Source organism: Variovorax sp. TBS-050B (assembly GCF_029893635.1).
Classification (GTDB): Bacteria; Pseudomonadota; Gammaproteobacteria; order Burkholderiales; family Burkholderiaceae_C; genus Variovorax.
Map to the genome: position 1 here is coordinate 1,890,961 of NZ_JARXYR010000002.1, position 24,979 is coordinate 1,915,939.

The following is a 24,979-nucleotide window of genomic DNA, read 5'->3' on the forward strand; positions in this document are numbered from 1 at the left end:
GGCGGGCGGACGATCAGCCCGGCAGCAGCACCTTGTCGACCACGTGGATCACGCCGTTCGACTGGTAGACGTTCGCGATGGTCACGGTCGCGGTGCCGCCCTTCGCATCCGTCACCATCACCTTGCCGCCGCTCATGGCCGCGGTCAGCGTGTCGCCGCTCGCGGTCTTCAGCATCGCCTTGCCGCCGCCCGCCTGGATGGCCTTCGCCAGCGCCGTGCCGTCCATCCTGCCGGGCACCACGTGGTAGGTCAGCACCTTGGTCAGCGTGGGCTTGTTCTCGGGCTTGAGCAGCGTGTCGACCGTGCCCGCGGGCAGCGCGGCGAAGGCCGTGTTGGTGGGCGCGAACACGGTGAACGGGCCGGGGCTCTTGAGCGTCCCCACCAGGTCCGCGGCCTTGACCGCGGCGACCAGCGTGGTGTGGTCCTTCGAGTTCACCGCGTTGTCGACGATGTCCTTGGTCGGGAACATCGGCGCGCCGCCGACCATCGGGTTCTGCATCGTGGCATTGCCGCCGCTCATGCCCATGCCGCCGGCGCAGGCACCGAGCAGGACCGACACGCCCACTGCGATCACGAGTTTTTTCATGGAAGCTCCTGGTAAGACAGCCGTGCGGACCGGCACGGCGCGGAGGCGCGATGCGCTCGCCTCCTTTACGGGCTTCGCGGGCGCTTGGATTCAGGCCGCGCGCGGCGGCGAGAGCTCCGCGAGGATCTGCCGGTACAGCGCCTGCGCCGCCGGCGTGAGCGTTTCGCCGCGCCGGCGCACCAGCGACAGCGGCCGGTCGATCACCGGGCCCACGAGCGGCACCTGCACCAGCGGCGGCCGCACCTCCGCGCCGAAGGACACCAGGATCGCGACCCCCAGGCCCTCGCTCGCGAGGCCCAGCGCGGTGGAGTAGTACTCGACCACGAAGCGCGTGCGGATGTCGATGCCCGCGAGCGCGAGCTGCGCCTCCATGCGCTGGCGGTTGCCGCTGGTGCCGCCGAGCGTGATCAGGTCGAAGGCCGCGAGCTCCGACCACGACACGCTGGGCCGCGCGGCCAGCGGATGGTCCTCGCGGCAATAGGCCACGAAGGGATCGCGGCACACCGCCTCGTGGTGCAGCTCGGGCTGGTTCGGCAGGTGCACGTGCAGCCCGAACTCGGCATGGCGCTGCCGCACCGCCTCGAGCACGCGCGTGCTGTTGCGGTCCAGCACCTCGACCCGGTTGGCCGGATGGGCGAGCGCATAGCGGTGCAGCACGCGCGGCAGCCGGCCGAACATCAGCGAGGGCACCGAGGCGATCACCACGTCGCCGTCCGACAGCCGCGACATGTTGCGCAGCCGCTCGAAGCTGCGGTGCACGTCCTCCAGCAGCTGCCGCGCCTCGGGCAGGAAGTCGCGGCCCAGCGTGGTCAGGCTCACCGAGCGCGTGGTGCGGTCGAGCAGCCGCAGGCCCAGCTGCGCCTCGAGCCGCTGGATGCGGCGCGTCAGCGCGGTCTGCGTCAGGTGCATCTTCTGCGCCGCCTTGTTGAAGCTGCCCAGGTCCACGATTTCGATGAAGGCCTCCAGGCCGTCGACCGGGTACTTCATGGCGCCCACCTCCTCCATTGATGACTGAAGATCATAGACATTTGCGATTCTTGCAGTTCCCAAATCAATGACGGACGCGGAGCATCGGGGCCTCGTCGCCACGTCGGCGACCCGACTCAGGGAGGAACGATTGACCGAGGACATCCCTACCTTTCGCCGCGGCCGCCGCGTGCTCGTGACCCACGACCGCCTGGCCGGCGAGGCCGTCGAACTGCTGCAGGCCCACGACGTGGACGTGATCTTCTCGCCCGCCTATGCGCCGCCCGACCAGGTGGCCCGGCGCGTGGCCGAGTTCCAGGTCGACGCGCTGATCGTGCGCCAGGGCCGCGTGACCGAGGCCGTGATCGAGGCCTCGCAGCGGCTGCGCGTGATCGCCAAGCACGGCGTCGGCGTCGACAACATCGACCTGCATGCGGCTGCCGCGCGCAACATCCCCGTGGTGCGCGGCATGGGCTCGAACTCGCGCGCCGTGGCCGAACTCGCCATCACGCTCTCGCTCGCGCTGCTGAAGGAACTGCCCTGGCTCGACGCGGCGGTCAAGCGCGGTGAATGGCCCAAGCCCACCTTCATCGGCCGCGACATCGGCGACACGGTGCTCGGCCTCGTGGGCTTCGGTTCCATCGGCCAGCAGACGGCGGCGCTGGCGCGCGCGCTCGGCATGCAGGTGCGGGTGTACGACCCGCATGCGCGCGATGCGATCCGGGCCTTCGACCCCGCATGCGAGCGCACGCTCGACGCGCTGCTCGGCGAATGCGACATCGTGAGCCTGCACTGCCCGCTGACGCGCGAGACCCGCCACCTGCTCGACCGCACCCGCATCGCCTCGATGAAGCGCGGCGCCTGCGTGGTCAACACCGCGCGCGGCCCGCTGATCGACGAAGAGGCGCTCTGCGAGGCGCTGCACGGCGGCCAGCTCGGCGGCGCCGGGCTCGACAGCTTCGCCGAGGAGCCGCCGCCCGCCGACAGCCCGCTGTGGCGTGCGCCCAACCTGATCGCCACGCCGCACATCGCGGGCGTCACGGCCGGCGCGAGCCGTGCGATGGCGCTGATGGCGGCGCAGCAGGTGATCGACATCCTCGACGGCGGCGAACCCGACGCGCGCAACCTGGTGCGCGTGGCGGAACTGGCCACGAACTGAGGCGGCGCACGGGCGCCGAGGGCGCCCGCCCTTTCACATCAAGGAGACAACAATGAAGCACATCGTCAAGCAGGTCCTGACCTCCCTTCTGCTCGGCCTGGCCGCAGCGGGCGGCGCGCAGGCCGACAGCTATCCCGACCAGCCGATCCGCATGATCGTGCCCTTCCCGCCGGGCGGCGGCACCGACACCGTCTCGCGCGTGATCGCGAACGAGCTCAGCAAGCAGAACGGCTGGACCGTGGTGCCCGACAACAAGGCCGGCAGCGGCGGCAGCGTGGGCCTGAGCCTCGCGGCCAAGGCGCGGCCCGACGGCTATTCGATCGTGATGGCGCAGAACGCCAACATGGTCATCAACCCGATCCTCGGCAAGGGCAACTACGACCCGGTGGCCGACTTCGCGCCCGTGGCGCTGGTGGCCTCGGCGCCGCAGGTGATGGTGGTGCGCAAGGACTCGCCGATCGCCTCGGTGGCCGACCTGATGGCGCAGGCCAAGGCGCACCCGGGCAAGGTGCGGCTCGCCACGCCGGGCGTGGGCACCAGCTCGCACCTCGCGGGCGAGCTGTTCCAGCAGCGCGCGGGCATCAAGCTGCTGCACGTGCCGTACAAGGGCACCGGGCAGGCGCTGCCCGAACTGCTCGGCGGGCGCGTCGACGTTTACATCGCGTCGGTGCCCTCGGCCATGGCCCACATCCAGGAAGGCACGCTGCGCCCGCTGGCCGTGTTCGCGAAGAAGCGCAGCAGCGACCTGGCCCAGGTGCCCACGCTCGAGGAACTCGGCGTGAAGGATGCCGAGGCCGTCACCTGGTGGGGCGTGGCCGCGCCGGCCGGCACGCCGGCGGCGGTGGTCGAGCTGCTCAACACGCGCATCAACGCGCTGCTGCAGCAGCCCGCGGTGCAGGCGCAGCTCAAGGCGGCGGGCGCCGATGCGCTCGGCGGCAGTGCGCAGGAGTTCGCGGCGCTGGTGAAGTCCGATGTGCCCAAGTGGACCTCGGTGGTCAAGGCCGCCGGCCTGTCGGTGGCGCCATGACGCGCGCCCGACCCTGCAGGAGCACGACATGAGGCCGCGCCTTCTTTCCAACCGCGATGCGCTCGCGGGGCTGCTCTTCGTCACGATCGGGGCCTTCGCCTTCTTCGCGGCACGCGGCTATCCGGTCGGCACCATCGCCGAGATGGGGCCGGGCTACTTTCCGCGCACGCTCGGCTGCCTTTTGATGCTGCTCGGCGCGGGCGTGCTGGCGCGCGGCCTGCGCAGCGCGCAGCCGGTCGAGGGCCGCTGGGCCTGGGGCGCGCTGGCGCTGCTCACCGTGTCGATGCTGGCCTTCGGCGCCGGCATCGAGCGCATCGGCCTGGTGCCCGCGCTCGCGCTGCTGCTGCCGATCGCCGCGCTCGCGGGCCGCGAGTTCCGGCCGCTCGAGATGTTGCTGCTCACGGCGGTGCTGTGCCTGGGCGCGGTCGCGATCTTCGTCTGGGGGCTGAAGCTGCCCTACGCGCTCTTCGCCTGGAGGTTCTAGCCGATGGAATTCCTCGAACACCTGGGCCTGGGCTTCGGCGTCGCGATGACGCTGCACAACCTCGGCTACTGCCTCGTCGGCGTGCTGCTGGGCACGCTGATCGGCGTGCTGCCGGGCGTGGGCCCGCTGGTCACGATCTCGATGCTGCTGCCGCTGACCTTCGGCCTCGCGCCGGTGTCGGCGCTGATCATGCTCGCGGGCATCTACTACGGCGCGCAATACGGCGGCTCCACCGCCGCCATCCTGGTCAACCTGCCGGGCGAGACCTCCTCGGCCGTCACCTGCCTCGACGGCTACCAGATGGCGCGCCAGGGCCGCGCAGGCGCCGCGCTCGCCGCCGCGGCGCTGGCCTCGTTCATCGCGGGGTGCATCGGCACGCTGCTGATCGCGCTGCTTGGCGTGCCGCTCGCGGGCTGGGCCATCGAGTTCGGCGCCGAGGACTACTTCTCGCTGATGGTCATGGGCCTGGTCTCGGCGACCGTGCTCTCGAGCGGCGACACGCTCAAGGCCATCGCGATGGTGGTGGTGGGCCTGCTCATCGGCCTGGTCGGCACCGACGTCAATTCGGGCATGGAGCGCTACACCTTCGACGTGCCAGAGCTCGCCGACGGCATCGGCTTCACGGTGCTGGCGGTCGGCCTCTTCGCGATCGCCGAGGTGATGAAGAACCTCGTCGAGCCCGAATCGCGCACCGTGTTCCGCACGCCGCTCGGCGGCATGTGGCTGCGCGCCGCCGAGTTCAAGGCCATGCTCGCGCCCTCGCTGCGCGGCACCGCGCTGGGCGCCTTCTTCGGCGTGCTGCCGGGCACCGGGCCGACGATCTCGACCTTCGCCGCCTACATGGTCGAGAAGAAGCTCGCGCGCGATCCCGAGCGGCTCGGCCAGGGCGCCATCGAGGGCGTGGCCGCGCCCGAGGCGGCCAACAACGCCGCGGCGCAGACCGCGTTCATCCCGACGCTGACGCTCGGCATTCCGGGCAGCGCCACCATGGCGCTGATCCTCGGTGCGATGGTGATGAACGGCGTGCAGCCCGGCCCCACGGTGATGACGCGCAACCCCGAGCTGTTCTGGGGCGTGATCGCGAGCATGTTCATCGGCAACGCGCTGCTGGTGGCGCTGAACCTGCCGCTGGTGGGCCTGTGGGTGCGGCTGCTCAGCGTGCCGTACCGCTGGCTCTTTCCGGCAATCGTCATGTTCTGCGCGCTCGGCAACTACACCGTCAACGGCAGCACGATGGACGTGTACCTGTGCGCGGGCGTGGGCGTGCTCGGCTACGTGTTCGCCCGGCTCGACTGCCCGCCGGCGCCGCTGGTGCTCGGCTATGTGCTCGGCCCGCTGATGGAAGAGAACCTGCGCCGCGCGCTGCTGCTGTCGGCGGGCGATGCCTCGGTGTTCTTCACGCGGCCGATCAGCCTGGGCTTCCTCGTGGTGACGGGCCTGCTGCTGCTCGGCGTGATGCTGCCGCGCCGGCGCCGTGCCGCGCCGCTGGCCGAGGCGGCCCCCTGAGTTCTCTTTCTTCTTTTTCACTTCCTGGAGATTTCCGATGATCGGATTCCGAATCCTGCAGCGCCGCCGCGCGGTGAGCGCCGACACCGTGGCGCGCTTTCGCGAACTGCCCGTGGCCAACGTGAGCGACGTGATGAACCGCATGACGGCCGGCGGCGCGCGCCTGCGCCCGCTGCACCGGGGCGGCGCGATGGCGGGCGCGGCCCTCACCGTGAAGACGCGGCCCGGCGACAACCTGATGATCCACAAGGCGCTCGACCTCGCGCAGCCGGGCGACGTGGTGGTGGTCGACGGCGGCGGCGACCTGAGCAATTCGCTCATCGGCGAACTCATGATCAGCCATGCCAAGGTGCGCGGCATCGCCGGGCTGGTGCTCTGGGGCGCGGTGCGCGACCTGGCATGGATCCGCGCGCAGGAACTGCCGGTGTTCGCCGCCGGCGTGAGCCACCGCGGGCCCTACAAGGACGGGCCGGGCGAGATCAACGTGCCGATCGCCATCGAGGGCATGGTGATCGAGCCGGGCGACCTGCTGCTCGGCGACGACGACGGCGTGCTCTGCGTGCCGCATGCGCAGACGGAGGCCGTGTTCCGGGCCGCGACCGCCAAGCACCAGCAGGAGGAGAAGAAGATGCGCGCGATCCTCGCGGGCGAGGACGACCGGCGCTGGATCGATGCGGCGCTCGAGCGCGGGGGTTGCGAGCGCGAAGGGTCGGCCGCGTCCTGAGCGCGTCGCGTCGCCTGTGCGCCACAGCCCTGCGCGCAGGCCTTGCGCGTCGCAGGCGGCCTCGCCACAATCCGCCCTTCTTTTTTCAGCGACAGTTTTTATTTCCATCCGCGCGCACGGCGACGATCGACCTCCCGTGCGACACCTCAGCTCCATGAACCGTCTCCTGAACACCTGACGCACACCGACCGCCCCGGCCGGAGGTGCATCCACGCATCCCGCCGCGGCCGAATCGACAAGGGCCCCGCGCGCAAGCATTGCCGGGGCCTTTTTGTTTTTGATTCGGAGTGTGTGCACATGAGTGCTCAACGCAAGGCCCGCGACGACGACAAGCGTCTGGGCCGGTTCTATTTTTCGATGCCGGGGCAGGCCCCGCGCAACCCGGTCGTGGCCGCGATGGCGCGCCGCGCATCGAGCCAGGGGGCAGGGCGCCACCTGCGCACCCATCGCGCCGAGCGGCGCGCGCAGAAGGTCGCGCTGCAGAAGGCGGCGCGCGAGCTGAAGGAGGACTGAGGGACCGCCGACCCTAGCGGGCCGCGGCTTTCCCGTGCGAGCGCGGCAGCAGCCGGAAGGCCGTGCTGCCCGCCACCAGCATGGCCGTGATCGTGAGGAACACCGCGCGGTACGCCTCGACGCCGTGCGCGCCGGCCCACGAGGCAGCCACGCCGGTGGTCCACTGCATCAGCGACACGCCGAGGAAGATCGCCATGTTGAGCAGCGAGAGCGCGCGCCCCGTCATCGCCGCCGGATAGGCCGCGCGCGTGTACGAGTACTGCAGCACCGAGTAGCCCGAGAGCAGCCCATAGACGATCGGCAGGCCGATGTCGAGCGCGAGCGAATGCGTGCAGGCCATCAGCGCGAACATCGCGGCGGCGACGAGCGCGCAGACCATGAGCCAGCGCCCGCGCCGCGCATCGCCCGGATCGAGGCGACCGAAGAGCACGGGGCTCACGATGCCCGCGAGGGTCATCACCAGCGCCACGTTGCCGGCGTTCACGAGCGACAGCCCGTGCCGGTCGTGCAGCACCGGGCCGAGCCACAGTCCGCGCAGCGTGATGAAGGCCGCGTAAGAGACGCAGGCGAAGCACAGCAGTCCGAGCGTGTGCGGCATCGCGAAGAGCGGCAGCAGCTCGCGCACCGCCTTGCCGAGCGACTGGCGCCCGGCCGCGGGCACCGGCACCGCGCGCGCCGGCTCGTGCACGCGCCAGAACACGAAGACCCACGACAGCAGCGCGAAGCCCGCGAGGCAGGCATAGCCCGCGCGCCAGCTCGCGGCCTCGATCAGCAGTGCGAGCGGCGTGCCGGTGAAGAGGATGCCGAGGCCCGACATGCTCATCGCCAGCCCCGACATCGCGGTGAAGCGCGAAGCCTCGAAGTGCCGCGCGATGAACACGGTGCAGGCCAGGAAGGCCGGCGCGCAGCCGATGCCGATCATCGCCTGCCCGAGCAGCAGCGCATGGAAGCTCGGCGCCAGCGCGCACAGCACCGCGCCCGCGATCGCGAGCGGAAAGGCGGTGAGCACCGTGCGCCGCACGCCGTAGAGGTCGATCGACACGCCCATCGCGAGCTGCGTCGCGCCGAACATGAAGTGGAAGGTGCCGGCCCAGAGCCCGAGCGCCTGCGCGCCGAGCCCGAAGTGCTGCGCGAGCGGCGTGGCCATCATCGCGCCGACGGTGCGGAAGGCCTGGCTCAGCGCGAAAGCCGAGGCCAGCACGATCAGCATCGAAGTGGCCGGGCGTGATGCGGCCGGAGAGAGTGTCATGGGGAGGAGGGGAGCAAGGAACGGAAAGCGCCACGCATCCTAACGGGCCATGAAAAGGGCCATGAAAAACGGCGCCCGGAGGCGCCGCGTTTCGCGAAGGCGGGTCGCGCGATCAGGCCGCGGCCTTGACCTTCAGGCGCCAGGCGTGCAGCAGCGGCTCGGTGTAGCCGCTCGGCTGCTCGATGCCCTTGAATACCAGGTCCTGCGCGGCTTTGTACGCGGCCGAGGTGTCGAAATGGCCGGCCATCGGCTGGTAGAGCGCGTCGCCGGCATTCTGTTCGTCCACCACCTTGGCCATGCGCTGGAAGGTCTGGTCGACCTGCGCCTTCGTGACCACGCCGTGCAGCAGCCAGTTGGCGATGTGCTGGCTCGAGATGCGCAGCGTGGCGCGGTCTTCCATCAGGCCCACGTTGTGGATGTCGGGCACCTTCGAGCAGCCCACGCCCTGGTCGATCCAGCGCACCACGTAGCCGAGGATGCCCTGCACGTTGTTGTCGAGCTCCTGCTGGCGCTCGGCCTCGCTCCACTTCGCCTCGGCGGCGATCGGCACCTGCAGCAGCGCGTTCAGGATGTTGTCGCGCTCGGCGTCGGCATCGATCTTCTCGAGTTCCTGCTGCACCGCGGCCACGTTGACCTGGTGGTAGTGCAGCGCATGCAGCGTGGCGGCCGTGGGCGAAGGCACCCAGGCGGTGTTGGCGCCGGCCTTGGGATGCGCGATCTTCTGCTCGAGCATCGCGGCCATCAGGTCGGGCATGGCCCACATGCCCTTGCCGATCTGCGCCTTGCCTCGCAGGCCGCACGAGAGGCCCACGAGCACGTTGTTCTTCTCGTAGGCGGCGATCCAGGCGCTGGACTTCATGTCGCCCTTGCGGATCATCGGGCCGCCCTGCATGGCGGTGTGCATCTCGTCGCCGGTACGGTCGAGGAAGCCGGTGTTGATGAAGGCCACGCGCGCGGCGGCCTCGGCGATGCAGGCCTTGAGGTTCACGCTGGTGCGGCGCTCCTCGTCCATGATGCCGAGCTTCACCGTATTGGCAGGCAGGCCGAGCAATTGCTCGACGCGGCCGAACAGCTCGCTCGCGAACGCCACTTCGGCCGGGCCGTGCATCTTCGGCTTGACGATGTAGATGCTGCCGGTGCGCGAGTTGCCCTTGCGCTTCAGGTCGATCATCGCGATGGTGGTCGTGACCACCGCATCGAGGATGCCTTCGGGGATTTCCTTGCTGCCGCCTTCGTAGAGCACGGCCGGATTGGTCATCAGGTGGCCCACGTTGCGCAGGAACATGAGCGAGCGGCCGTGCAGCTTGAGCGGCTTGCTGTCGGCGCCGGTGTATTCGCGGTCGGGGTTGAGGCCGCGCGTGAAGGTCTTGCCGCCCTTGGCGACCTGCTCGGTCAACGTGCCCTGCACGATGCCGAGCCAGTTGGCATAAGCCGTCACCTTGTCGGCCGCATCGACCACCGCCACCGAGTCCTCGAGGTCGAGGATGGTCGAGAGCGCGGCTTCGAGCACCACGTCGCTGACGCCGGCCGCGTCGCTCTTGCCGATGGGGGTCGAGCGGTCGATGCGGATGTCGAGATGGATGCCGTTGTGCTTGAGCAGCACCGAGGAGGGCGCCGACGCATCGCCCTGGTAGCCGACGAACTGCGACGGATCGGCCAGCGCGGTGCTGCTGCTCTGCAGCGCCACGACGAGCTGGCCGTCCTTCACGCTGTAGCCGGTGGCGTTCTTGTGCGAGCCGTTGACGAGCGGCGCGGCCTGGTCGAGCACGTTGCGCGCGTAGTCGATGACCTTGGCGCCGCGCACCGGGTTGTAGCCCTGGCCCTTCTCGGCGCCGCCGGATTCGGGAATGGCGTCGGTGCCGTAGAGCGCGTCGTACAGCGAGCCCCAGCGCGCATTGGCGGCGTTGAGCGCATAGCGCGCGTTGAGGATCGGCACCACGAGCTGCGGGCCGGCCTGCAGCGCGAGTTCGTCGTCGACGTTGGCGGTCGTGGCCTTCACGCCCTGGGGCTGCGGCAGCAGGTAGCCGATCTTCTCGAGGAAGGCGCGGTAGGCCGGCATGTCGGCGATCGGGCCGGGATTCTTTTTGTGCCAGGCGTCGAGCTCGGCCTGCAGGCGTTCGCGCTCGGCGAGCAGCGCGAGGTTCTTCGGCGCGAGCTCGGCCACGATGGCATCGAAGCCCTTCCAGAACACGTCGCTGGCCACGCCGCTGGCGGGCAGCACTTGGTCCTCGATGAAGCGGTGGAGTTCGGTCGCCACCTGGAGCCGGTGGACGGTGGTGCGGGCGGTCATGTTCTTTTCTCCTTGGAAGCGGATGAGATCGAGGCGATGGCGTGGGGGCCATCCATAACCTGCACTTTATTCCATACCCCGATGCGCAGTAATGATCGAAAGCGTGATTAATCGATGACAAAAATGAGGGTAATCGGACGGTTTCTTCGGGATTGCGGGCGTTGAGAGGGAGGAAATGCGGACTGCCGGACGCGAAGGACGCGAAGGTTTCGCAGAGGACGCGAAAGGAATACCAGTTTTTGAAGGCTCGGGGTGGCCGGTGTCGTGCGCCGAATCACCCCGCCGCGGCCCCCCATTTTTCGGCTGTTCTTTCGCGTACTTCGCGCAACCTTCGCGCCCTCTGCGTCCGGAAGTCCGATTTCCGCGTCCTCAAACCAGCCCGGTGAGCTCCCCTGCCGCCGCGAGCACCGGCGCAATGTGCCGCGCGTCGTAGCGGTGCGTCGGCATGGTCAGCGTGAGGGCCGCCGCCAAGCTGCCGTCGGCATGGAACACCGGCGCCGAGATGCCCGCGAGCTCGGCCGTGCGGTCGCCGACGAGCGCGCAGAAGCCCTGTGCGCGGATCGCGTCGTACAGCCGGCGGTCCTCTTCGGCCGCGCGCGGCCGCTCGGCCTCGGGGCCCCAGGCGATCAGCACGCGCGCGCCCGCGCCGCGGTCGCTGGGCAGCAGGTCGCCCGCGCGCACGTGGTCGCGCACGAGGTGCGACGAATCGACGCGGAACTGGCACAGCCGCACCCAGCCCTCGCCCTGCGGCTGCCGCACGTGGTAGGCCGCGCTTTCGCCCGTGGTCGCGGCCAGCGACCGCAGCACCGGCAGCACGATGCGGTCGAGCGACTGCGCCGCCGCATAGAGCCCGTGCAGCCGCGCGATCTCGGGCCCGAGCGCATAGCGGCCGTCCGCCTGCCGGCGGATCAGCCGCGCATGCTCGAGCGAGGCCAGAAGCCGCAGCGCGGTGCTCTTGTAGAGCGCGGTGCGTTCGGCGAACTGCGCGAGCGACAGCGTCTCGTCGCCGGGCTGGAAGGCCGACAGAAGGCTCAGCGCCCGATCGACCGCGGCGGCGCCGCCGGGCGCGGCAAGGCGGTCGGACACCGATTCGGTCTGGGCTTTGCGCGGCATGGGTCGGCTTGACAGCGGAAGTGGATCGGCGGTGTAATTCTGTTCCACGGAGTATAGTTCTGTCTGACAGAACGATCAAGCGGTCCTCCTCTTTTCTTTTCTCTCCCGGTACGGCGATGCCCCCTCCCGACGTCCTCATCAGCGAGGTCGGCCCCCGCGACGGCCTCCAATCGGTCAAGGCCACCATGCCGACCGCCGACAAGCTGCGCTGGATCGATGCGCTGCACGCGGCCGGCGTGCGCGAGATCGAGGTCGCCTCCTTCGTGCCCGCGAAGCTGCTGCCGCAGATGGCCGACGCCGCCGAGGTGGTGCGCCATGCGGTCACGCTGCCGGGCCTCACGGTGATGGCGCTGGTGCCCAACCGCAGGGGCGCGCAGGCGGCGCTCGAGGCCGGCGCGCACAAGCTCACGATGCCGGTCTCGGCGAGCGTGGCGCATTCGCTCGCCAACGTGCGCAAGACGCCGACCGAGATGGTCGAGGAAGTGCGCGCCATCGCCGCGCTGCGCGACGAGATCGCGCCGCACGTCGGGCTCGAGGCCGGCATCTCCACCGCCTTCGGCTGCACCCTGCAGGGCCTGGTGCCCGAGGACGACGTGATCCGCCTCGCGGCCCAGTGCGTCGAGGCCGGCGCGCAGGAGGCGGGGCTGTCGGACACCGTGGGCTACGCCAATCCCGCGCAGGTGCGGCGGCTCTTCCGGCGCCTGCGCGCCGAGCTCGGCGCGCATGCCGGCGCGGCCCACATGCACAACACGCGCGGCCTCGGCATCGCCAACTGCCTCGCGGCCTGGGACGAGGGCGTGCGCACCTTCGACGCCTCGCTCGGCGGCCTCGGCGGCTGCCCCTATGCGCCCGGCGCATCGGGCAACGCGGTCACCGAAGACCTCGTCTTCATGTTCGAGGCCATGGGCATCGCCACCGGCATCGACATCGAGCAACTCATCGCGGCGCGTGCGCCGCTCATGGCCGGCCTGCCCGGCGAACCGGTCTACGGCATGACGCCCGAGGCCGGCCTGCCCAAGGGCTTCGTCGCCCAGCGAAGCGTTCCCCATGTCCACTGAAGAAAAATCCTTTCCCCTGCCGTACGCCGGCGTGCGCGTGGTCGAGTTCACCCACATGGTGATGGGCCCGACCTGCGGCCTGCTGCTCGCCGACCTGGGCGCCGAGGTCATCAAGGTCGAGCCGCTCGAGGGCGATGCCACGCGGCGGCTGCTCGGCTCGGGCTCGGGCTTCTTCCCGGCCTTCAACCGCAACAAGAAGAGCATCGCGCTCGACCTCAAGACGCCAGAGGGCGTGGAGGCCGCGCTGCGCCTCGTCGCCACGGCCGACATCGTGAGCGAGAACTTCAAGCCCGGCACGATGAAGAAGCTGGGGCTCGACTACGACACGCTCTCGCGGCTGAACCCGCGCCTGATCTACGTGAGCCACAAGGGCTTCCTGCCCGGCCCCTACGACCACCGCACCGCGCTCGACGAGGTGGTGCAGATGATGGGCGGCCTGGCCTACATGACCGGGCGCGCCGGCGATCCGCTGCGCGCGGGCACCAGCGTGAACGACATCATGGGCGGCATGTTCGGCGCCATCGGCGCGATGGCCGCGCTGCGCCAGCGCGAGCGCACCGGCAAGGGCTGCGAGGTGCAGTCCGCGCTGTTCGAGAACAACGTGTTCCTCGTCGCGCAGCACATGATGCAGTTCGCCGCCACGGGCAAGGCCGCCGACCCGATGCCCAGCCGCATCTCGGCCTGGGCGGTGTACGACGTGTTCACCGTCAAGGACGGCGAGCAGATCTTCCTCGCGGTGGTCAGCGACAAGCAGTGGGCCGTCTTCTGCAAGGCCTTCGGCCTCCAGGAGATGCTGGCCGACCCGCGCCTGGCGAGCAACAACGACCGCGTGCGCGCGCGCGAGTGGATGATGCCGCTGCTGCGTTCGCACCTCGCCGGCCGCAGCGCCGCCGAACTCGCCGCGGTGTTCGAGCAGAACGAGCTGCCCTTCGCGCCGATCACCAAGCCGCAGGCGCTGTTCGACGACCCGCACCTCAACGCCACCGGCGGCCTCGCGCCCGTGCGCATGAACGACGGCCACATGGCCAAGGTGCCGCTGATGCCGTTCACGCTCGACGGCGAGCGCCCCGGCATCCGGCTGCAGCCGCCGCACATCGGCGAGCACACGGCCGAGCTGCTGCGCGAGGTGGGCTACGGCGAGGCCGAGATCGCGGCCTTCGAGGCGCGGCGGGCCGGCGGGGGCTGAAAACCCGGGCGATATAGTTCGGGCGCCATGGACCGCCTGAAGCAGCTCGAATCCTTCGTCTCGGTCGCCACGCGCGGCGGCCTCACGGCGGCCGCCAAGGCCGAGGGCGTGGCGCCCGCGATCATCGGCCGGCGGCTCGATGCGCTCGAGGCGCGGCTCGGCGTCAAGCTCATGGTGCGCACCACGCGCCGCATCACGCTCACGCACGAAGGCAGCGCCTTCCTCGAGGACTGCCAGCGCCTGCTGACCGAATTCGCCAATGCCGAGGCCAGCGTGAGCGCCGGCGGCGTCAAGGCCGCGGGCCACCTGCGCATCACCGCGCCGGCCGGCTTCGGCCGCCGCCACGTCGCGCCGCTGGTGCCGCGCTTCCACGCGCTGCACCCGGAGGTGACGATCTCGCTCAACCTCAGCGACCGCGTGGTGGACGTGCGCGGCGAGAGCTTCGACTGCGCGGTGCGCGTGGGCGACATGCCGGACTCCTCGCTCGTCAGCGTGCGGCTTGCCGACAACCGGCGCCGCTGCGTCGCCACGCCCGAGTTCGTGCGGCGCCACGGCATGCCGCGGCATCCGAACGAGCTTTCGCGCTTCGCCTGCCTCACGCTCTCGAGCGACGCCTCGCAGACGCGCGGCTGGGCGTTTCGCGTGCCGCGCACGGGCGAGGGGCGCGACGAGGAACGCGGCGCCGCGGGCGAGGGCGGCGGCGGCAGCGAGGAACTGATCTACCTGCGGCCCGAGGGCCCGCTCGACTGCTCCGACGGCCAGGTGCTGCACGACTGGTGCCTCGCGGGCCACGGCATCGCCTGGCGCAGCACCTGGGAGGTCGAGGCCGAGATCGACGCCGGCCTGCTGGTGCCGCTGCTCGAGGAGTTCGCCGCGCCGCCCAACGGCATCTATGCCGTCTTCGCCGGCACCAAGCACCTGCCGCTGCGCGTGCGGCTGTGGCTGGATTTCCTCAAGGCGCAGTACGGCCGGCCGGAATTCTGGGGCGGAAGGGGCTGAGAGCCCGCGGTGGCGGCACAATCCGTTCGCATTTGCAAGCAACCCTCCCGCGCAACCACGACGCAACGAAAGCCACGATGACCCTCGAAGCCATCCTCGCCTATCTGCACTTGCTGGCCATCCTCACGATGGTCGTCTTCATCTCCAGCGAAGCGGCGCTGTGCCGCATGCAGTGGCTCAATGCCGCCGTGGTCGAGCGCCTTGCGCGCGTCGACATGATCTACGGCATCGCGGCCATCACGGTGCTCGCCACCGGCATCGCGCGCACCTGGTGGGGCGTGAAGGGCACGGCCTGGTACTGGACCAATCCGCTGCTGCACGTGAAGCTCGGGCTCTTCATCGTCGTCGGCGTGCTGTCGATCTTTCCCACGCTGACCTACCTGCGCTGGCGCAAGACCCTGCGCGCCAGCGGCACGCTGCCGGCCGAGGACGAGGTGCGCAAGACGCGGAAGCTGGTGATGGTGCAGGCGCACCTGATTGCGGTGATCCCGCTCGTGGCCGTATTCCTCGCGCGCGGCTTCGGCAAGTAGCTGCAGCCAGAGCCAGCCAGGAACACCGCGGAACCGGCTTTGCCGGGCCGCTGGTGTTGCCCCCTGGAGGGGGGAGTCGAGCTACGCGCAGTGAGCGAGGGACGGGGGTGGTCAACCCTTGGCTGCGTCGGCCTCGCACTTCTTCATGAAGCTGTTTTTCGCGGCACCGGCCAGCGCCTTGCCGTTCTTGTCGACCGCCTTCGCTGCGCAGGCGGGGGCCGCGGCGGACTTGGCTTCCTTCTCGCACTTCTTCACGAAGCTCGCCTTGGCGGCGCCGGCGAGCGCCTTGCCGTTCTTGTCCACGGCCTTGGCTTCGCAGCCGGCGCCGGCGGCCGAGGCGGTGGGCGCAGCCGTGGCGGGCGCGGTGGCCGCCTTGTCCTGCGCGTGGGCGGCGCCGAAGGAGAGGCAGGCGCCGAGGGCGGCGGTGGAAACGACCAGCGAAAGGAGCTTCTTCATGATGGGATCCGTCCTTCAAGGTAGGTTGTGACAGGCGCCCCTCCCGGGGCCCGCCATCCTAACGGGGGCGGGAAGCAATCGGATGACGAATGTCAACCGGCCTGGGGTTTGCCCCCGGTAAAATCCGGCGATGCTATTGGTCAAACAGGAGCTGCTCGCGGCGCTCGCGAACACGCTCGAATCACTCTCGCCCGGCGCCGGCGCCAAGGCCGCCTTCGAGTCGCCCAAGGTGGCCGCCCACGGCGACTTCGCCTGCACCGCTGCCATGCAGCTCGCCAAGCCCCTCGGCCGCAAGCCGCGCGAACTGGCCGAGGAACTCAGCGCCGCGCTGCTCGCCACGCCCGTGTTCGGCCAGTGGGTCGAAGCGATCGAGATCGCCGGCCCCGGTTTTCTCAACATCCGCCTCAAGACCGCTGCCAAGCAGCAGATCGTGCGCGAGGTGCTCGCCGCGGGCGAAGCCTTCGGCCAACAGCCCGCCAACGGCGAGAAGGTGCTGGTCGAGTTCGTCTCGGCCAACCCGACCGGGCCGCTGCACGTGGGCCACGGCCGCCAGGCCGCGCTCGGCGACGCGATCTGCAACCTGCGCGCCTCGCAGGGCGAGACCGTCTGGCGCGAGTACTACTACAACGATGCCGGCGTGCAGATCCAGACGCTGGCCAACAGCACGCAGCTGCGTGCGCGCGGCTTCAAGCCCGGCGACGCCGAATGGCCGAGCGGCGAGAAGGCGCCGGCCTACAACGGCGACTACATCGCCGACATCGCCGAGGACTTCAAGGCGAAGAAGACCGTGAAGTGCGAGGACCGCGAGGTCACCGCGACCGGCGACATCGACGACCTCGATGCGATCCGCGAGTTCGCCGTGGCCTACCTGCGCCGCGAGCAGGACCTGGACCTGCAGGCCTTCCGCGTGCGCTTCGACCAGTACTACCTCGAGTCCAGCCTCTACACCAGCGGCCGGGTCGAGCAGGCGGTGGCCAAGCTGGTCGCCGCGGGCAAGACCTACGAGCAGGACGGCGCGCTGTGGCTCAAGTCGACCGAGTACGGCGACGACAAGGACCGCGTGATGAAGAAGCAGGACGGCACGTACACCTACTTCGTGCCCGACGTCGCCTACCACATCGCCAAGTGGGAGCGCGGCTTCCACAAGGTCATCAACATCCAGGGCACCGACCACCACGGCACGATCGCGCGCGTGCGCGCCGGCCTGCAGGCGGCGGGCGTGGGCATTCCCGCGGGCTACCCCGACTACGTGCTGCACACCATGGTGCGCGTGATGAAGGGCGGCGAAGAGGTCAAGATCAGCAAGCGCGCGGGCAGCTACGTCACGCTGCGCGACCTGATCGAATGGACCAGCACCGACGCGGTGCGCTTCTTCCTGCTGAGCCGCAAGCCCGACACCGAATACACCTTCGACGTCGACCTCGCGGTGGCCAAGAACAACGACAACCCGGTCTACTACGTGCAGTACGCCCATGCGCGCATCCGCTCGGTGCTCGCGGGCTGGGGCGGCGACACCGCGCTGCTCGCCGGCGTCGACCTGTCGCCGCTCGAGAGCCCGGCGGCCCAGGCGCTGATGCTGCAGCTCGCCAAGTACCCGGCCATGCTGACGGCGGCGGCGAAGGATTTCGCGCCGCACGACGTCACCTTCTACCTGCGCGAACTCGCGGCCAGCTACCACAGCTACTACGACGCGGAACGCATCCTCGTGGACGACGAGAAGGTCAAGCTGGCGCGCCTCGCGCTGGTCGCCGCGACGGCGCAGGTGCTGCACAATGGCCTCGCGATTCTCGGCGTCAGTGCGCCGAGCAAGATGTGAACCCCACCATGAAGAAGACAAGCAGACAACGCGGCAACATCGTCATCGGGCTGATCATCGGCCTGGTGCTCGGGCTGGGCGTCGCGCTGGGCATCGCGGTTTACGTCACCAAGGTGCCGATCCCGTTCGTGACCAAGACGCAGCGCGGCGGCGCCGAGCAGGACGAGGCCGAAGCCCGCAAGAACCGCGACTGGGACCCGAACGCGCCGCTCGCGGGCAAGTCGGGCGCGCAGCCCAAGCCCCCCGCGGCCACCGGCCCTGTGGCCCCGGCCGGCGGAGAGAGCAGCACCACCGCCGTGGCCCCCGGCACCCCGCCGCCCGCGCCGCCGGTGCCGGTGGTCGTCGCCCCGAAGCCCGCGCGCCCGGCCCCCGTGCCGGCCGAAGCCAATGCGCTGCCGCCGTCGAACGATCCGCTCGGCGACCTGGCCCGCGCGCGTGCCGGCGGCAGCAACAGCACCACGGTCGCTTCGGCCGCGCCCAGCAGCAGCGGCGGCAACAGTGCCGCGGCTTCGGGGGCCGACCCCTTCATGTACTTCGTGCAGGCCGGCGCCTTCCGCACCAACGACGACGCCGAGGCCCAGCGCGCCAAGCTCTCGCTCATGGGCGTGGAGGCCCGCGTGACCGAGCGCGAACAGGCCGGCCGAACGGTCTACCGGGTTCGGGCGGGTCCCTTCAACAAGAAGGACGAGGCCGATCGCCTGAAGGAACGGCTCGACAGCGGCGGGCTCGAATCGGCCCTGGTGCGCGTCCAGCGCTAGAACAACCGCAAACAGCGGACTGCCACGAACACCCCTTAAGCTTCGCCGCGGCGCATCCGCCGCCGCCCTTCGCATGCCGCAGGCGCGCCACCCGGCAGGGAACTCCCCGCCGCGCGCCGGCTCAGTCTGCCGTACAACTGGAGAACCCTTTCATGAAACGTCGTGACTTTTCGCTGGCCGCCTCTTCGCTCGGTCTGCTTTCGCTGGCCGGCACCGGGGCGCATGCCCAGGCGCGCGCGCCGAAGGCCGGCACCGACTACCTCGTGCTCGACAAGCGCGTGCCGGTCGATGCGCCGTCGGGCAAGGTCGAGGTGATCGAGTTCTTCTCGTACAACTGCCCGCATTGCAACGCCTTCGAGCCGCAGCTCGAAGCCTGGCTCAAGTCGGCGCCGAAGGACGTGGCCTTCCGCCGCGTGCCCGTGCCCTTCGTGGGCAACGACGTCGAGGCCAAGCAGCGCCTCTACTACACGCTCGAGGCCATGGGCAAGGTCGACGAGTTCCATCCCAAGGTGTTCAACGCGATCCACCAGCAGCGCCAGAACGTGAACGGCGACGCCAACATCATCGCCTGGGCGACCGCCAACGGCCTCGACGGTGCCAAGTTCAAGGAGACCTTCACCTCCTTCGGCGTGGCGAGCAAGGCCAAGCGCGCGGCGCAGCTCACGGACGCCTACCGGGTGGCCGGCGTTCCGGCGCTGGCCGTGGCCGGCCGCTGGTACGTGGACGGCGAGACCGCCGGCAACCTGACCAAGGCGCTCCAGGTCACCGAGTACCTGGTCGGCGAAGCCAAGAAGGGCTGACGCGCCTTCTCCGCGGTCGGGCCCCACGGTCCGGTCCGCGGTGTTTCCCAATGGAATGTCAAGGCCCGCGACAGCGGGCTTTTTCATCGGCGCGTGCGGGGCCGGCCGCCTTCGGCGCATACAATGCAGAGCAAGTTTCGTGCCTCTATGACATCGCACTCCTACCCCCACTCCACCACCCCCCTTCTTCGTCGCCTCGGCCGGCTGGCCGCGGGCGTGCTGCTGCTGGCCGGCCTCGGATCGGGTGTCCAGGCCGAAACCGCCGACCGCAGCAAGCCGATGAACATCGAGTCGGACGCGATGCGCTACGACGACCTCAAGCAGACCAGCGTGTTCACGGGCAACGTGCTGGTCACCAAGGGCACGATCATCATCCGCGGCGCGCGCATCGACGTGCGCCAGGATGCCGAGGGCTACCAGTACGGCGTGGTCACGGCGGCGCCCGGCAAGCGCGCCTACTACAAGCAGAAGCGCAATGCGCCCGACGAGTGGATCGAGGGCGAGGCCGAGGTCATCGAGTACGACAGCCGCGCCGACAACGTCAAGTTCATCCGCAACGCCGTGATGCGCCGCCTGCTCGGCGCCACGCCGAACGACGAGAGCCAGGGCGCGCTCATCGTCTACGACCAGAGCAACGACACCTACACCGTCAACGGCTCGACCGTGCCGCCGAACACCGCCGTCAACGCCTCCTCGGGCGGGCGCGTGCGCACCATCCTGACGCCGAAGTCGGCCACCCCAGGCGCCGCCCCCGGCGCGGGCAAGCCCGCCGCGCCCGCGGCCCCGCAGCCCGCACCGGGCGCCGGTCTGCGTTCGTCCACCACCCTCGACGGCGAAGGGCGCAAGTGACCCAAGCCGACACCGCCACCGCCATCCCGAGCGCCGACGGCGCGGCCGGCAGCCGCCTCGTGGTGCGCGGCCTGCAGAAGAGCTACGGCAGCCGCAGGGTCGTGAAGGACGTCTCGCTCGAGGTGCAGAAGGGCGAGGTCGTGGGCCTGCTCGGCCCCAACGGCGCCGGCAAGACCACTTCGTTCTACATGATCGTCGGCCTGGTGCGCGCCGATGCCGGCGAGATCGACATCGACGGCGAGCCGATCGCCCACATGCCGATCCACCGCCGTGCGCGCATGGGCCTGAGCTACCTGCCGCAGGAAGCATCGATCTTCCGCAAGCTCACGGTCGAAGAGAACGTGCGCGCCGTGCTCGAGCTCCAGCGCGAGCCCGGCCCGAACGGCAAGCCCGCGCCGCTCACCAGGCAGCGCATCGAGGAACGCCTCGCCGCGCTGCTCGCCGACCTGCGCGTGGACCACCTGCGCGATTCGCCCGCGCTCGCGCTTTCGGGCGGCGAGCGCCGCCGGGTCGAGATCGCGCGCGCACTGGCCACGCAGCCGCGCTTCATCCTGCTCGACGAGCCCTTCGCCGGCATCGACCCGATCGCCGTCATCGAGATCCAGCGCATCATCAGCTTCCTCAAGGAACGCGGCATCGGCGTGCTCATCACCGACCACAACGTGCGCGAGACGCTGGGCATCTGCGATCACGCCTTCATCATCAGCGACGGGCATGTGCTGGCACAAGGCACGCCATCGGAGATCGTCGACAACGCCGAAGTACGCAGGGTGTACCTCGGCGAGCACTTCCGGATGTGATCGTGTCGCTCGGGTCCAAGGCAAGCCTTGCCGGCATGCGCGCAGCCTGCGGGGGAATGGCGGGATGAAGCAGGGGCTGTCCCTTCGCGTCTCGCAGCATCTGGCGCTGACGCCGCAGCTGCAGCAGTCGATCCGGCTGCTGCAGCTCTCCACGCTCGAGCTGAGCCAGGAGGTCGAGCAGATGCTCGACGAGAACCCTTTCCTCGAACGCACCGCGGAAGAAGCCGCGCGCGAGGAATTCGGGCTCGATGCGGTCGACACGCCGGTGCCGCGCGACGAGGCGGCCGAGGGCGAGTTCGCCGCCGCGCCGGCCGCGGCGAGCACTGCGGCGACGGAGACCGCCAGCGCCACCACCGCCGAAACCGACGGCCCCGCTGCCGACATCGCCGAGCACGAGCCCGACTGGGAAGGCGACGGCACCGTCGACATGGCGCCCGACGACAGCGAATGGGGCGGCGATGCGCCCGCGCGCCAGAACAACCTCGGCGACGACGAGCGCGCCGACGCCACCGAGCTCGCACGCAGCCAGGAGTCGCTGCAGTCCTTCCTGCACCGGCAGGCGCTGAGCCTGCGCCTCAACGAGAACGACAGCGCCGCGCTGCGCTTCCTGATCGAATCGCTCAACGACGACGGCTACCTCGAGGATTCGCTGCCGGCGCTGGCTTCGGGCCTCGCGGGCGACGACAACGACCAGTTCGACGAACTGGTGCACCACTTCCAGGTGGCGCTCGGCCTGCTGCAGAGCCTCGAGCCCGCGGGCGTGGGCGCGCGCGACCTCGGCGAGTGCCTGAGCATCCAGCTGCGCCAGATGGCGAGCGAGGACGAGACCGAGGAACAGGCGCTGGTGCGCAAGACCGCGCTCGCGATCTGCAAGCAGCCGCTCGAACTGCTCGCGCGGCGCGACTTCAAGCGCCTGGCCACGCTCACGCGCAGCAGCGAGGAACTCGTGCGCGCGGCGCTGCAGGTGATTGCGCGGCTCGAACCCAAGCCGGGCCGGCGCTTCGTCGACGTCGAGCGCAACATCGTCATTCCCGATGTCATCGTCACCAAGGTCGGCCGCGGCACCAACGCCAAGTTCCGCGTCATGCTCAACCCCGAGGTGATGCCGCGCCTGCGCGTGCACGACATCTACGCCAGCGCGCTCAAGTCGCACAAGGGCGAGGGCAGCCAGGCGCTCTCGCAGCGGCTGCAGGAGGCGCGCTGGTTCATCAAGAACATCCAGCAGCGCTTCGACACCATCCTGCGCGTGTCGAATGCGATTGTCGAACGCCAGAAGAGCTTCTTCGTGCACGGCGAGCTCGCGATGCGGCCGCTGGTGCTGCGCGAGATCGCCGACGAGCTCGGCCTGCACGAGTCGACCATCTCGCGCGTGACCACCGCCAAGTACATGGCCACGCCCTTCGGCACCGTCGAACTCAAGTACTTCTTCGGCTCGGCGCTCGGCACCGAGACCGGCGGCAACGCCTCGAGCACCGCGGTGCGCGCGCTGATCAAGCAGTTCGTGAGTTCGGAGAGCGTCAAGAAGCCGCTGTCGGACAGCCAGATCTCCGAGATGCTCAAGGAGCAGGGCATCGAATGCGCGCGGCGCACCGTGGCCAAGTACCGCGAGGCCCTGCGCATCGCGCCGGCCAACCTGCGCAAGGCGCTGTAGCCGCCGCTCAGCCTTCGCGCACGCCCGAGGCCAGCAGCTTCAGGCCCAGCAGCACCATCACGCCGCCCGCCGCGCGGTCGATCCAGGCCTTGTAGCGCAGGTAGGCGGCGCGCGGCGCCGCCGACGACAGCGCGAGCGCGACGATGGCGTACCAGGCCGTTTCGATGCAGAAGATCGCCACCGGTACCGCGAGCGCCAGCGCGAGCGGCACCTCGCGCGGCAGGAACGCCGCGAAGATGCTCGCGTAGACCACGGCGGTCTTGGGGTTGCTGATCTGCGTGCCCATGCCGAGCAGGAACGCGCGCCGCGCATGGCCGCGCGTGCCGGCCGGCCCCGCCTGCTGCGGCACCGAGAGCGGTTCGCGCGCGCCGCGCCAGATGCGCACGCCCAGGTACACCAGGTAGGCGCCGCCCGCGAGCTTCACCGCCAGGTACAGCGCCGGCACCGCGAGAAAGGCCGCCTGCAGCCCGACCAGCGCCGCGATGGCGAACACGATGCCGCCCGCGCCCATGCCGAGCGCCGCGGCCAGGCCGTCGCCGCGCGAGGAGGAGACGGCGGTGCGCGCCACCATGACGAAGCTCGGGCCGGGGCTCATCGCGCCGATGGTCATCGCACCCGCGATGCCCAGGAGGGGAACCATGATCTCGTTCATGGCGCGCAGCATAGCCCCGGGCGCGCTGCGACAATGCAATCCCCTGCCGGCCGATGATGGCGAACCTCCCGTGAACGATCTTTCCCTTTTCCTGCCTTGCGCCGCCGGCGTCGAGGAATTCCTCGCCGCGGAAGTCCATGCGATCACCGGCCGCGCCGGCAACGACCTGCTGATGCTGCGCGGCGGCGTGCGGGTGCGCGCCGAATGGCGCGATGCGCTGCGGCTCAACCTGCACAGCCGGCTCGCGCAACGCGTGCTGATCGAACTGGCCCACGCGCCCTACCGCAGCGAAAACGACCTCTACGCCATCGCGGGCGGCGTGGCCTGGGAGATCTGGTTCACGCCGAAGCAGACCTTCAAGATCGAGACCACAGCGCAGCACAGCCCGCTGCAGAGCCTGAACTTCGCCACCCTGCGCATCAAGGACGCGATCGCCGACCGCTTCCGCGCCAAGGCGAACGGCGTGCGCCCGAGCATCGAGACCCAGTGGCCCGACTGCCGCGTGTTCGCGCACCTGACCACCGACACCTGCACGCTCTACATCGACACCAGCGGCGAGCCGCTCTTCAAGCGCGGCTGGCGCCAGGACAAGGGCGATGCGCCGCTGAAGGAAACCCTCGCCGCCGCCATGCTGGCCGCCAGCGGCTGGTGGAACCCCGAGACCGGCGAGGTGAGCGCGCAGCCGCTCTACGACCCCTGCTGCGGCAGCGGCACCATCGCCATCGAGGCGGCGCAGATCGCGCGCGGCATCCCGGCCGGGTCGCTCCGGCGCTTCGGCTTCGAGAAGCTGCTGCCGTTCCAGGCCCATGTCTGGAACGCGATCCGCAGCGAGGCCGAAGCGGCCGCGCGGCCGCACGCGGTGGCGATCTTCGGCTCCGACGTTTCGCACCGCATGGTCGACTTCGCCGAGCGCAATGCCGAGCGCGCGGGCGTCTCGCAGGCGGTGGAGTTCCGCGGCGGCGACGCGCTGCAGCGCATGCCGCCGGCCGACGGCGGCGTGATCATGCTCAACCCGCCGTACGGCGAGCGCATCGAGGTCGGCGGCGTGGCGCGCTCCGGCGCCCGCGAGGCGGCCCAGACCGGCGAGGGCGGCGACGACGGCGGCGAGTTCTTCGCGCAGCTCGCCTCGCACTGGAAGAAGAACTACCCGGGCTGGACCGCCTGGGTGCTCACGCCCGAGCTGAAGCTGCCGAAGCGCATGCGGCTCAAGGAATCGCGCCGCGTGCCGATGTGGAACGGGCCGATCGAATGCCGGCTGTTCCGCTTCGACATGGTGGCCGGCTCGGCGCGCAAGCCGGCGTAGCGCCCCGGCCTACCGGGTCCCCGTGACGCCGCAGGCTGCGTTCACCGTGCGGGTCGCGAGATCGCCCGGCGCGCCGTCGAAGTTCATCGGTCGCACGTCGTCGGGCTCGAAGACCTTGACCGCGATCGGCTCGCCGACGAAGTTCGGCTGTGCGAAATAGGTCGCGCCCACGTAGCGTGCGCTGCGCGCCTCGCAGTCGATGCTCGCCTGGCCGCTGAAGGAACGGAACTTGATCCCGTCGCGCGTGACGCGCGGCGCCGCCAGGCTGAGCCGCACGGCCATGAGGCGCTTCGTTCCGTCCACCACCACGCTGGTCGGATCGACCTGCACGTAGCTGTTGCCCGCATCGCCGGCCGAGCCGCCCAGCGTGAGCCATTCGGCATGGGCGGGCCAGCCGGCGGTCAGGGCGAGCAGCAACGGAAGGTGTTTGGTCATCGGGAACCAGACCATACCGCGTTTGCCGGCGGGGCGGCAGGCCGCATGGTGCAAGATCGGGGTACTTCC

General features: G+C 70.2%; 25 protein-coding genes. 17 read left to right on the forward strand and 8 right to left on the reverse strand.

Features of this window, described 5'->3' with window-relative positions; translation table 11 throughout:
• Nucleotides 1-13 precede the first annotated feature (13 nt).
• Both M2165_RS11935 and M2165_RS11940 read right to left on the reverse strand, forming a co-directional pair.
• The gene (locus tag M2165_RS11935) at nt 14-526 is read right to left on the reverse strand and encodes a fasciclin domain-containing protein (RefSeq protein WP_280817523.1); all 513 of its coding nucleotides are present in this window, start codon (nt 524-526) and stop codon (nt 14-16) included.
• A gap of 150 nt (nt 527-676) precedes the next feature.
• On the reverse strand, nt 677-1,573 hold the full coding sequence (locus M2165_RS11940) for a LysR family transcriptional regulator (protein WP_280814840.1): 897 nt from the start codon (nt 1,571-1,573) through the stop codon (nt 677-679).
• Nucleotides 1,574-1,703: 130 nt separating this feature from the next.
• Between M2165_RS11940 and M2165_RS11945 the strand changes: the two genes are divergently transcribed.
• The 6 genes from M2165_RS11945 (at nt 1,704) to M2165_RS11970 (ending at nt 6,965) form a co-directional block, all read left to right on the forward strand.
• Nucleotides 1,704-2,711 (forward strand): hydroxyacid dehydrogenase, encoded by a 1,008-nt coding sequence (locus M2165_RS11945; protein ID WP_280814841.1) that lies wholly within the window; start codon nt 1,704-1,706, stop codon nt 2,709-2,711.
• Between the two features lie 52 nt (nt 2,712-2,763).
• Entirely contained in the window at nt 2,764-3,738 is a 975-nt protein-coding gene (locus tag M2165_RS11950; protein WP_280814842.1) for a tripartite tricarboxylate transporter substrate binding protein, read from the forward strand.
• A 28-nt stretch (nt 3,739-3,766) separates the two neighbouring features.
• The gene (locus tag M2165_RS11955; RefSeq protein ID WP_280814843.1) at nt 3,767-4,222 is read left to right on the forward strand and encodes a tripartite tricarboxylate transporter TctB family protein; all 456 of its coding nucleotides are present in this window, start codon (nt 3,767-3,769) and stop codon (nt 4,220-4,222) included.
• Between the two features lie 3 nt (nt 4,223-4,225).
• Nucleotides 4,226-5,728 (forward strand): tripartite tricarboxylate transporter permease, encoded by a 1,503-nt coding sequence (locus M2165_RS11960; protein WP_280814844.1) that lies wholly within the window; start codon nt 4,226-4,228, stop codon nt 5,726-5,728.
• Between the two features lie 37 nt (nt 5,729-5,765).
• Nucleotides 5,766-6,452 carry an RraA family protein gene (locus M2165_RS11965; protein ID WP_280814845.1) on the forward strand — a complete coding sequence of 229 codons (687 nt, stop codon included), beginning with the start codon at nt 5,766-5,768 and terminating at the stop codon, nt 6,450-6,452.
• 297 nt (nt 6,453-6,749) lie between these two features.
• Nucleotides 6,750-6,965 carry a hypothetical protein gene (locus M2165_RS11970; RefSeq protein WP_280814846.1) on the forward strand — a complete coding sequence of 72 codons (216 nt, stop codon included), beginning with the start codon at nt 6,750-6,752 and terminating at the stop codon, nt 6,963-6,965.
• Nucleotides 6,966-6,978: 13 nt separating this feature from the next.
• Here M2165_RS11970 and M2165_RS11975 read toward each other — a convergent pair whose 3' ends face one another.
• The 3 genes from M2165_RS11975 to M2165_RS11985 all read right to left on the reverse strand — a co-directional run bounded on the left by M2165_RS11975 (nt 6,979) and on the right by M2165_RS11985 (nt 11,617).
• Nucleotides 6,979-8,214, reverse strand: coding sequence for an MFS transporter (locus M2165_RS11975; RefSeq protein WP_280814847.1), 1,236 nt, complete (start codon nt 8,212-8,214; stop codon nt 6,979-6,981).
• Nucleotides 8,215-8,326: 112 nt separating this feature from the next.
• Entirely contained in the window at nt 8,327-10,504 is a 2,178-nt protein-coding gene (locus M2165_RS11980) for a malate synthase G (RefSeq protein WP_280814848.1), read from the reverse strand.
• Between the two features lie 369 nt (nt 10,505-10,873).
• Complete coding sequence (locus tag M2165_RS11985) at nt 10,874-11,617, reverse strand: helix-turn-helix domain-containing protein (RefSeq protein WP_280814849.1); 744 nt, start codon at nt 11,615-11,617, stop codon at nt 10,874-10,876.
• A 116-nt stretch (nt 11,618-11,733) separates the two neighbouring features.
• Between M2165_RS11985 and M2165_RS11990 the strand changes: the two genes are divergently transcribed.
• The 4 genes from M2165_RS11990 (at nt 11,734) to M2165_RS12005 (ending at nt 15,390) form a co-directional block, all read left to right on the forward strand.
• Nucleotides 11,734-12,675 carry a hydroxymethylglutaryl-CoA lyase gene (locus tag M2165_RS11990; RefSeq protein WP_280814850.1) on the forward strand — a complete coding sequence of 314 codons (942 nt, stop codon included), beginning with the start codon at nt 11,734-11,736 and terminating at the stop codon, nt 12,673-12,675.
• Entirely contained in the window at nt 12,665-13,861 is a 1,197-nt protein-coding gene (locus M2165_RS11995) for a CoA transferase (RefSeq protein WP_280814851.1), read from the forward strand. The genes M2165_RS11990 and M2165_RS11995 overlap by 11 nt, the downstream gene beginning before the upstream one ends.
• 27 nt (nt 13,862-13,888) lie before the next feature.
• Nucleotides 13,889-14,860: a LysR family transcriptional regulator gene (locus tag M2165_RS12000; protein ID WP_280814852.1), complete on the forward strand. Its 972-nt coding sequence runs from the start codon at nt 13,889-13,891 to the stop codon at nt 14,858-14,860.
• Between the two features lie 77 nt (nt 14,861-14,937).
• Nucleotides 14,938-15,390 (forward strand): DUF2214 family protein, encoded by a 453-nt coding sequence (locus M2165_RS12005; RefSeq protein ID WP_280814853.1) that lies wholly within the window; start codon nt 14,938-14,940, stop codon nt 15,388-15,390.
• 111 nt (nt 15,391-15,501) lie between these two features.
• Here M2165_RS12005 and M2165_RS12010 read toward each other — a convergent pair whose 3' ends face one another.
• Nucleotides 15,502-15,846 (reverse strand): hypothetical protein, encoded by a 345-nt coding sequence (locus M2165_RS12010; protein WP_280814854.1) that lies wholly within the window; start codon nt 15,844-15,846, stop codon nt 15,502-15,504.
• 130 nt (nt 15,847-15,976) lie between these two features.
• On the opposite strand from M2165_RS12010, the gene argS reads away from it, so the two are divergent.
• From argS to M2165_RS12040, 6 genes are all read left to right on the forward strand, one after another.
• Nucleotides 15,977-17,662, forward strand: a complete 1,686-nt coding sequence (argS, locus tag M2165_RS12015) for an arginine--tRNA ligase (protein ID WP_280814855.1) — start codon at nt 15,977-15,979, stop codon at nt 17,660-17,662.
• Nucleotides 17,663-17,670: 8 nt separating this feature from the next.
• Nucleotides 17,671-18,420, forward strand: coding sequence for an SPOR domain-containing protein (locus M2165_RS12020; RefSeq protein ID WP_280814856.1), 750 nt, complete (start codon nt 17,671-17,673; stop codon nt 18,418-18,420).
• Nucleotides 18,421-18,572: 152 nt separating this feature from the next.
• Complete coding sequence (locus tag M2165_RS12025) at nt 18,573-19,220, forward strand: thiol:disulfide interchange protein DsbA/DsbL (RefSeq protein ID WP_280814857.1); 648 nt, start codon at nt 18,573-18,575, stop codon at nt 19,218-19,220.
• A 147-nt stretch (nt 19,221-19,367) separates the two neighbouring features.
• Nucleotides 19,368-20,069 (forward strand): lipopolysaccharide transport periplasmic protein LptA, encoded by a 702-nt coding sequence (lptA, locus tag M2165_RS12030; protein ID WP_280814858.1) that lies wholly within the window; start codon nt 19,368-19,370, stop codon nt 20,067-20,069.
• Nucleotides 20,070-20,092: 23 nt separating this feature from the next.
• Nucleotides 20,093-20,869 (forward strand): LPS export ABC transporter ATP-binding protein, encoded by a 777-nt coding sequence (gene lptB, locus M2165_RS12035; protein ID WP_280817524.1) that lies wholly within the window; start codon nt 20,093-20,095, stop codon nt 20,867-20,869.
• Nucleotides 20,870-20,933: 64 nt separating this feature from the next.
• Entirely contained in the window at nt 20,934-22,520 is a 1,587-nt protein-coding gene (locus M2165_RS12040) for an RNA polymerase factor sigma-54 (RefSeq protein ID WP_280814859.1), read from the forward strand.
• Between the two features lie 7 nt (nt 22,521-22,527).
• On the opposite strand, the gene M2165_RS12045 is transcribed toward M2165_RS12040, so the two are convergent.
• Nucleotides 22,528-23,172, reverse strand: a complete 645-nt coding sequence (locus M2165_RS12045; protein ID WP_280814860.1) for a LysE family translocator — start codon at nt 23,170-23,172, stop codon at nt 22,528-22,530.
• A 70-nt stretch (nt 23,173-23,242) separates the two neighbouring features.
• Here M2165_RS12045 and M2165_RS12050 point away from each other — a divergent pair, with 70 nt between their 5' ends.
• The gene (locus M2165_RS12050) at nt 23,243-24,475 is read left to right on the forward strand and encodes a THUMP domain-containing protein (protein ID WP_280814861.1); all 1,233 of its coding nucleotides are present in this window, start codon (nt 23,243-23,245) and stop codon (nt 24,473-24,475) included.
• 9 nt (nt 24,476-24,484) lie between these two features.
• Here M2165_RS12050 and M2165_RS12055 read toward each other — a convergent pair whose 3' ends face one another.
• The gene (locus M2165_RS12055; RefSeq protein ID WP_280814862.1) at nt 24,485-24,910 is read right to left on the reverse strand and encodes a surface-adhesin E family protein; all 426 of its coding nucleotides are present in this window, start codon (nt 24,908-24,910) and stop codon (nt 24,485-24,487) included.
• Nucleotides 24,911-24,979: the final 69 nt, after the last annotated feature.

Coding starts and splice junctions, on each gene's coding strand:
- M2165_RS11990 (WP_280814850.1), top strand. CDS start 11,734: ATGCCCCCTCCCGACGTCCTCATCAGCGAGGTCGGCCCCCGCGACGGC.
- M2165_RS11975 (WP_280814847.1), bottom strand. CDS start 8,214: ATGACACTCTCTCCGGCCGCATCACGCCCGGCCACTTCGATGCTGATC.
- M2165_RS11940 (WP_280814840.1), bottom strand. CDS start 1,573: ATGAAGTACCCGGTCGACGGCCTGGAGGCCTTCATCGAAATCGTGGAC.
- M2165_RS11980 (WP_280814848.1), bottom strand. CDS start 10,504: ATGACCGCCCGCACCACCGTCCACCGGCTCCAGGTGGCGACCGAACTC.
- M2165_RS11965 (WP_280814845.1), top strand. CDS start 5,766: ATGATCGGATTCCGAATCCTGCAGCGCCGCCGCGCGGTGAGCGCCGAC.
- M2165_RS11970 (WP_280814846.1), top strand. CDS start 6,750: ATGAGTGCTCAACGCAAGGCCCGCGACGACGACAAGCGTCTGGGCCGG.
- M2165_RS11960 (WP_280814844.1), top strand. CDS start 4,226: ATGGAATTCCTCGAACACCTGGGCCTGGGCTTCGGCGTCGCGATGACG.
- M2165_RS12055 (WP_280814862.1), bottom strand. CDS start 24,910: ATGACCAAACACCTTCCGTTGCTGCTCGCCCTGACCGCCGGCTGGCCC.
- M2165_RS11995 (WP_280814851.1), top strand. CDS start 12,665: ATGTCCACTGAAGAAAAATCCTTTCCCCTGCCGTACGCCGGCGTGCGC.
- M2165_RS12025 (WP_280814857.1), top strand. CDS start 18,573: ATGAAACGTCGTGACTTTTCGCTGGCCGCCTCTTCGCTCGGTCTGCTT.
- M2165_RS12010 (WP_280814854.1), bottom strand. CDS start 15,846: ATGAAGAAGCTCCTTTCGCTGGTCGTTTCCACCGCCGCCCTCGGCGCC.
- M2165_RS12040 (WP_280814859.1), top strand. CDS start 20,934: ATGAAGCAGGGGCTGTCCCTTCGCGTCTCGCAGCATCTGGCGCTGACG.
- argS (WP_280814855.1), top strand. CDS start 15,977: ATGCTATTGGTCAAACAGGAGCTGCTCGCGGCGCTCGCGAACACGCTC.
- M2165_RS11955 (WP_280814843.1), top strand. CDS start 3,767: ATGAGGCCGCGCCTTCTTTCCAACCGCGATGCGCTCGCGGGGCTGCTC.
- M2165_RS12005 (WP_280814853.1), top strand. CDS start 14,938: ATGACCCTCGAAGCCATCCTCGCCTATCTGCACTTGCTGGCCATCCTC.
- M2165_RS11950 (WP_280814842.1), top strand. CDS start 2,764: ATGAAGCACATCGTCAAGCAGGTCCTGACCTCCCTTCTGCTCGGCCTG.
- M2165_RS12045 (WP_280814860.1), bottom strand. CDS start 23,172: ATGAACGAGATCATGGTTCCCCTCCTGGGCATCGCGGGTGCGATGACC.
- lptA (WP_280814858.1), top strand. CDS start 19,368: ATGACATCGCACTCCTACCCCCACTCCACCACCCCCCTTCTTCGTCGC.
- M2165_RS11935 (WP_280817523.1), bottom strand. CDS start 526: ATGGGCATGAGCGGCGGCAATGCCACGATGCAGAACCCGATGGTCGGC.
- M2165_RS11985 (WP_280814849.1), bottom strand. CDS start 11,617: ATGCCGCGCAAAGCCCAGACCGAATCGGTGTCCGACCGCCTTGCCGCG.
- M2165_RS12020 (WP_280814856.1), top strand. CDS start 17,671: ATGAAGAAGACAAGCAGACAACGCGGCAACATCGTCATCGGGCTGATC.
- M2165_RS12000 (WP_280814852.1), top strand. CDS start 13,889: ATGGACCGCCTGAAGCAGCTCGAATCCTTCGTCTCGGTCGCCACGCGC.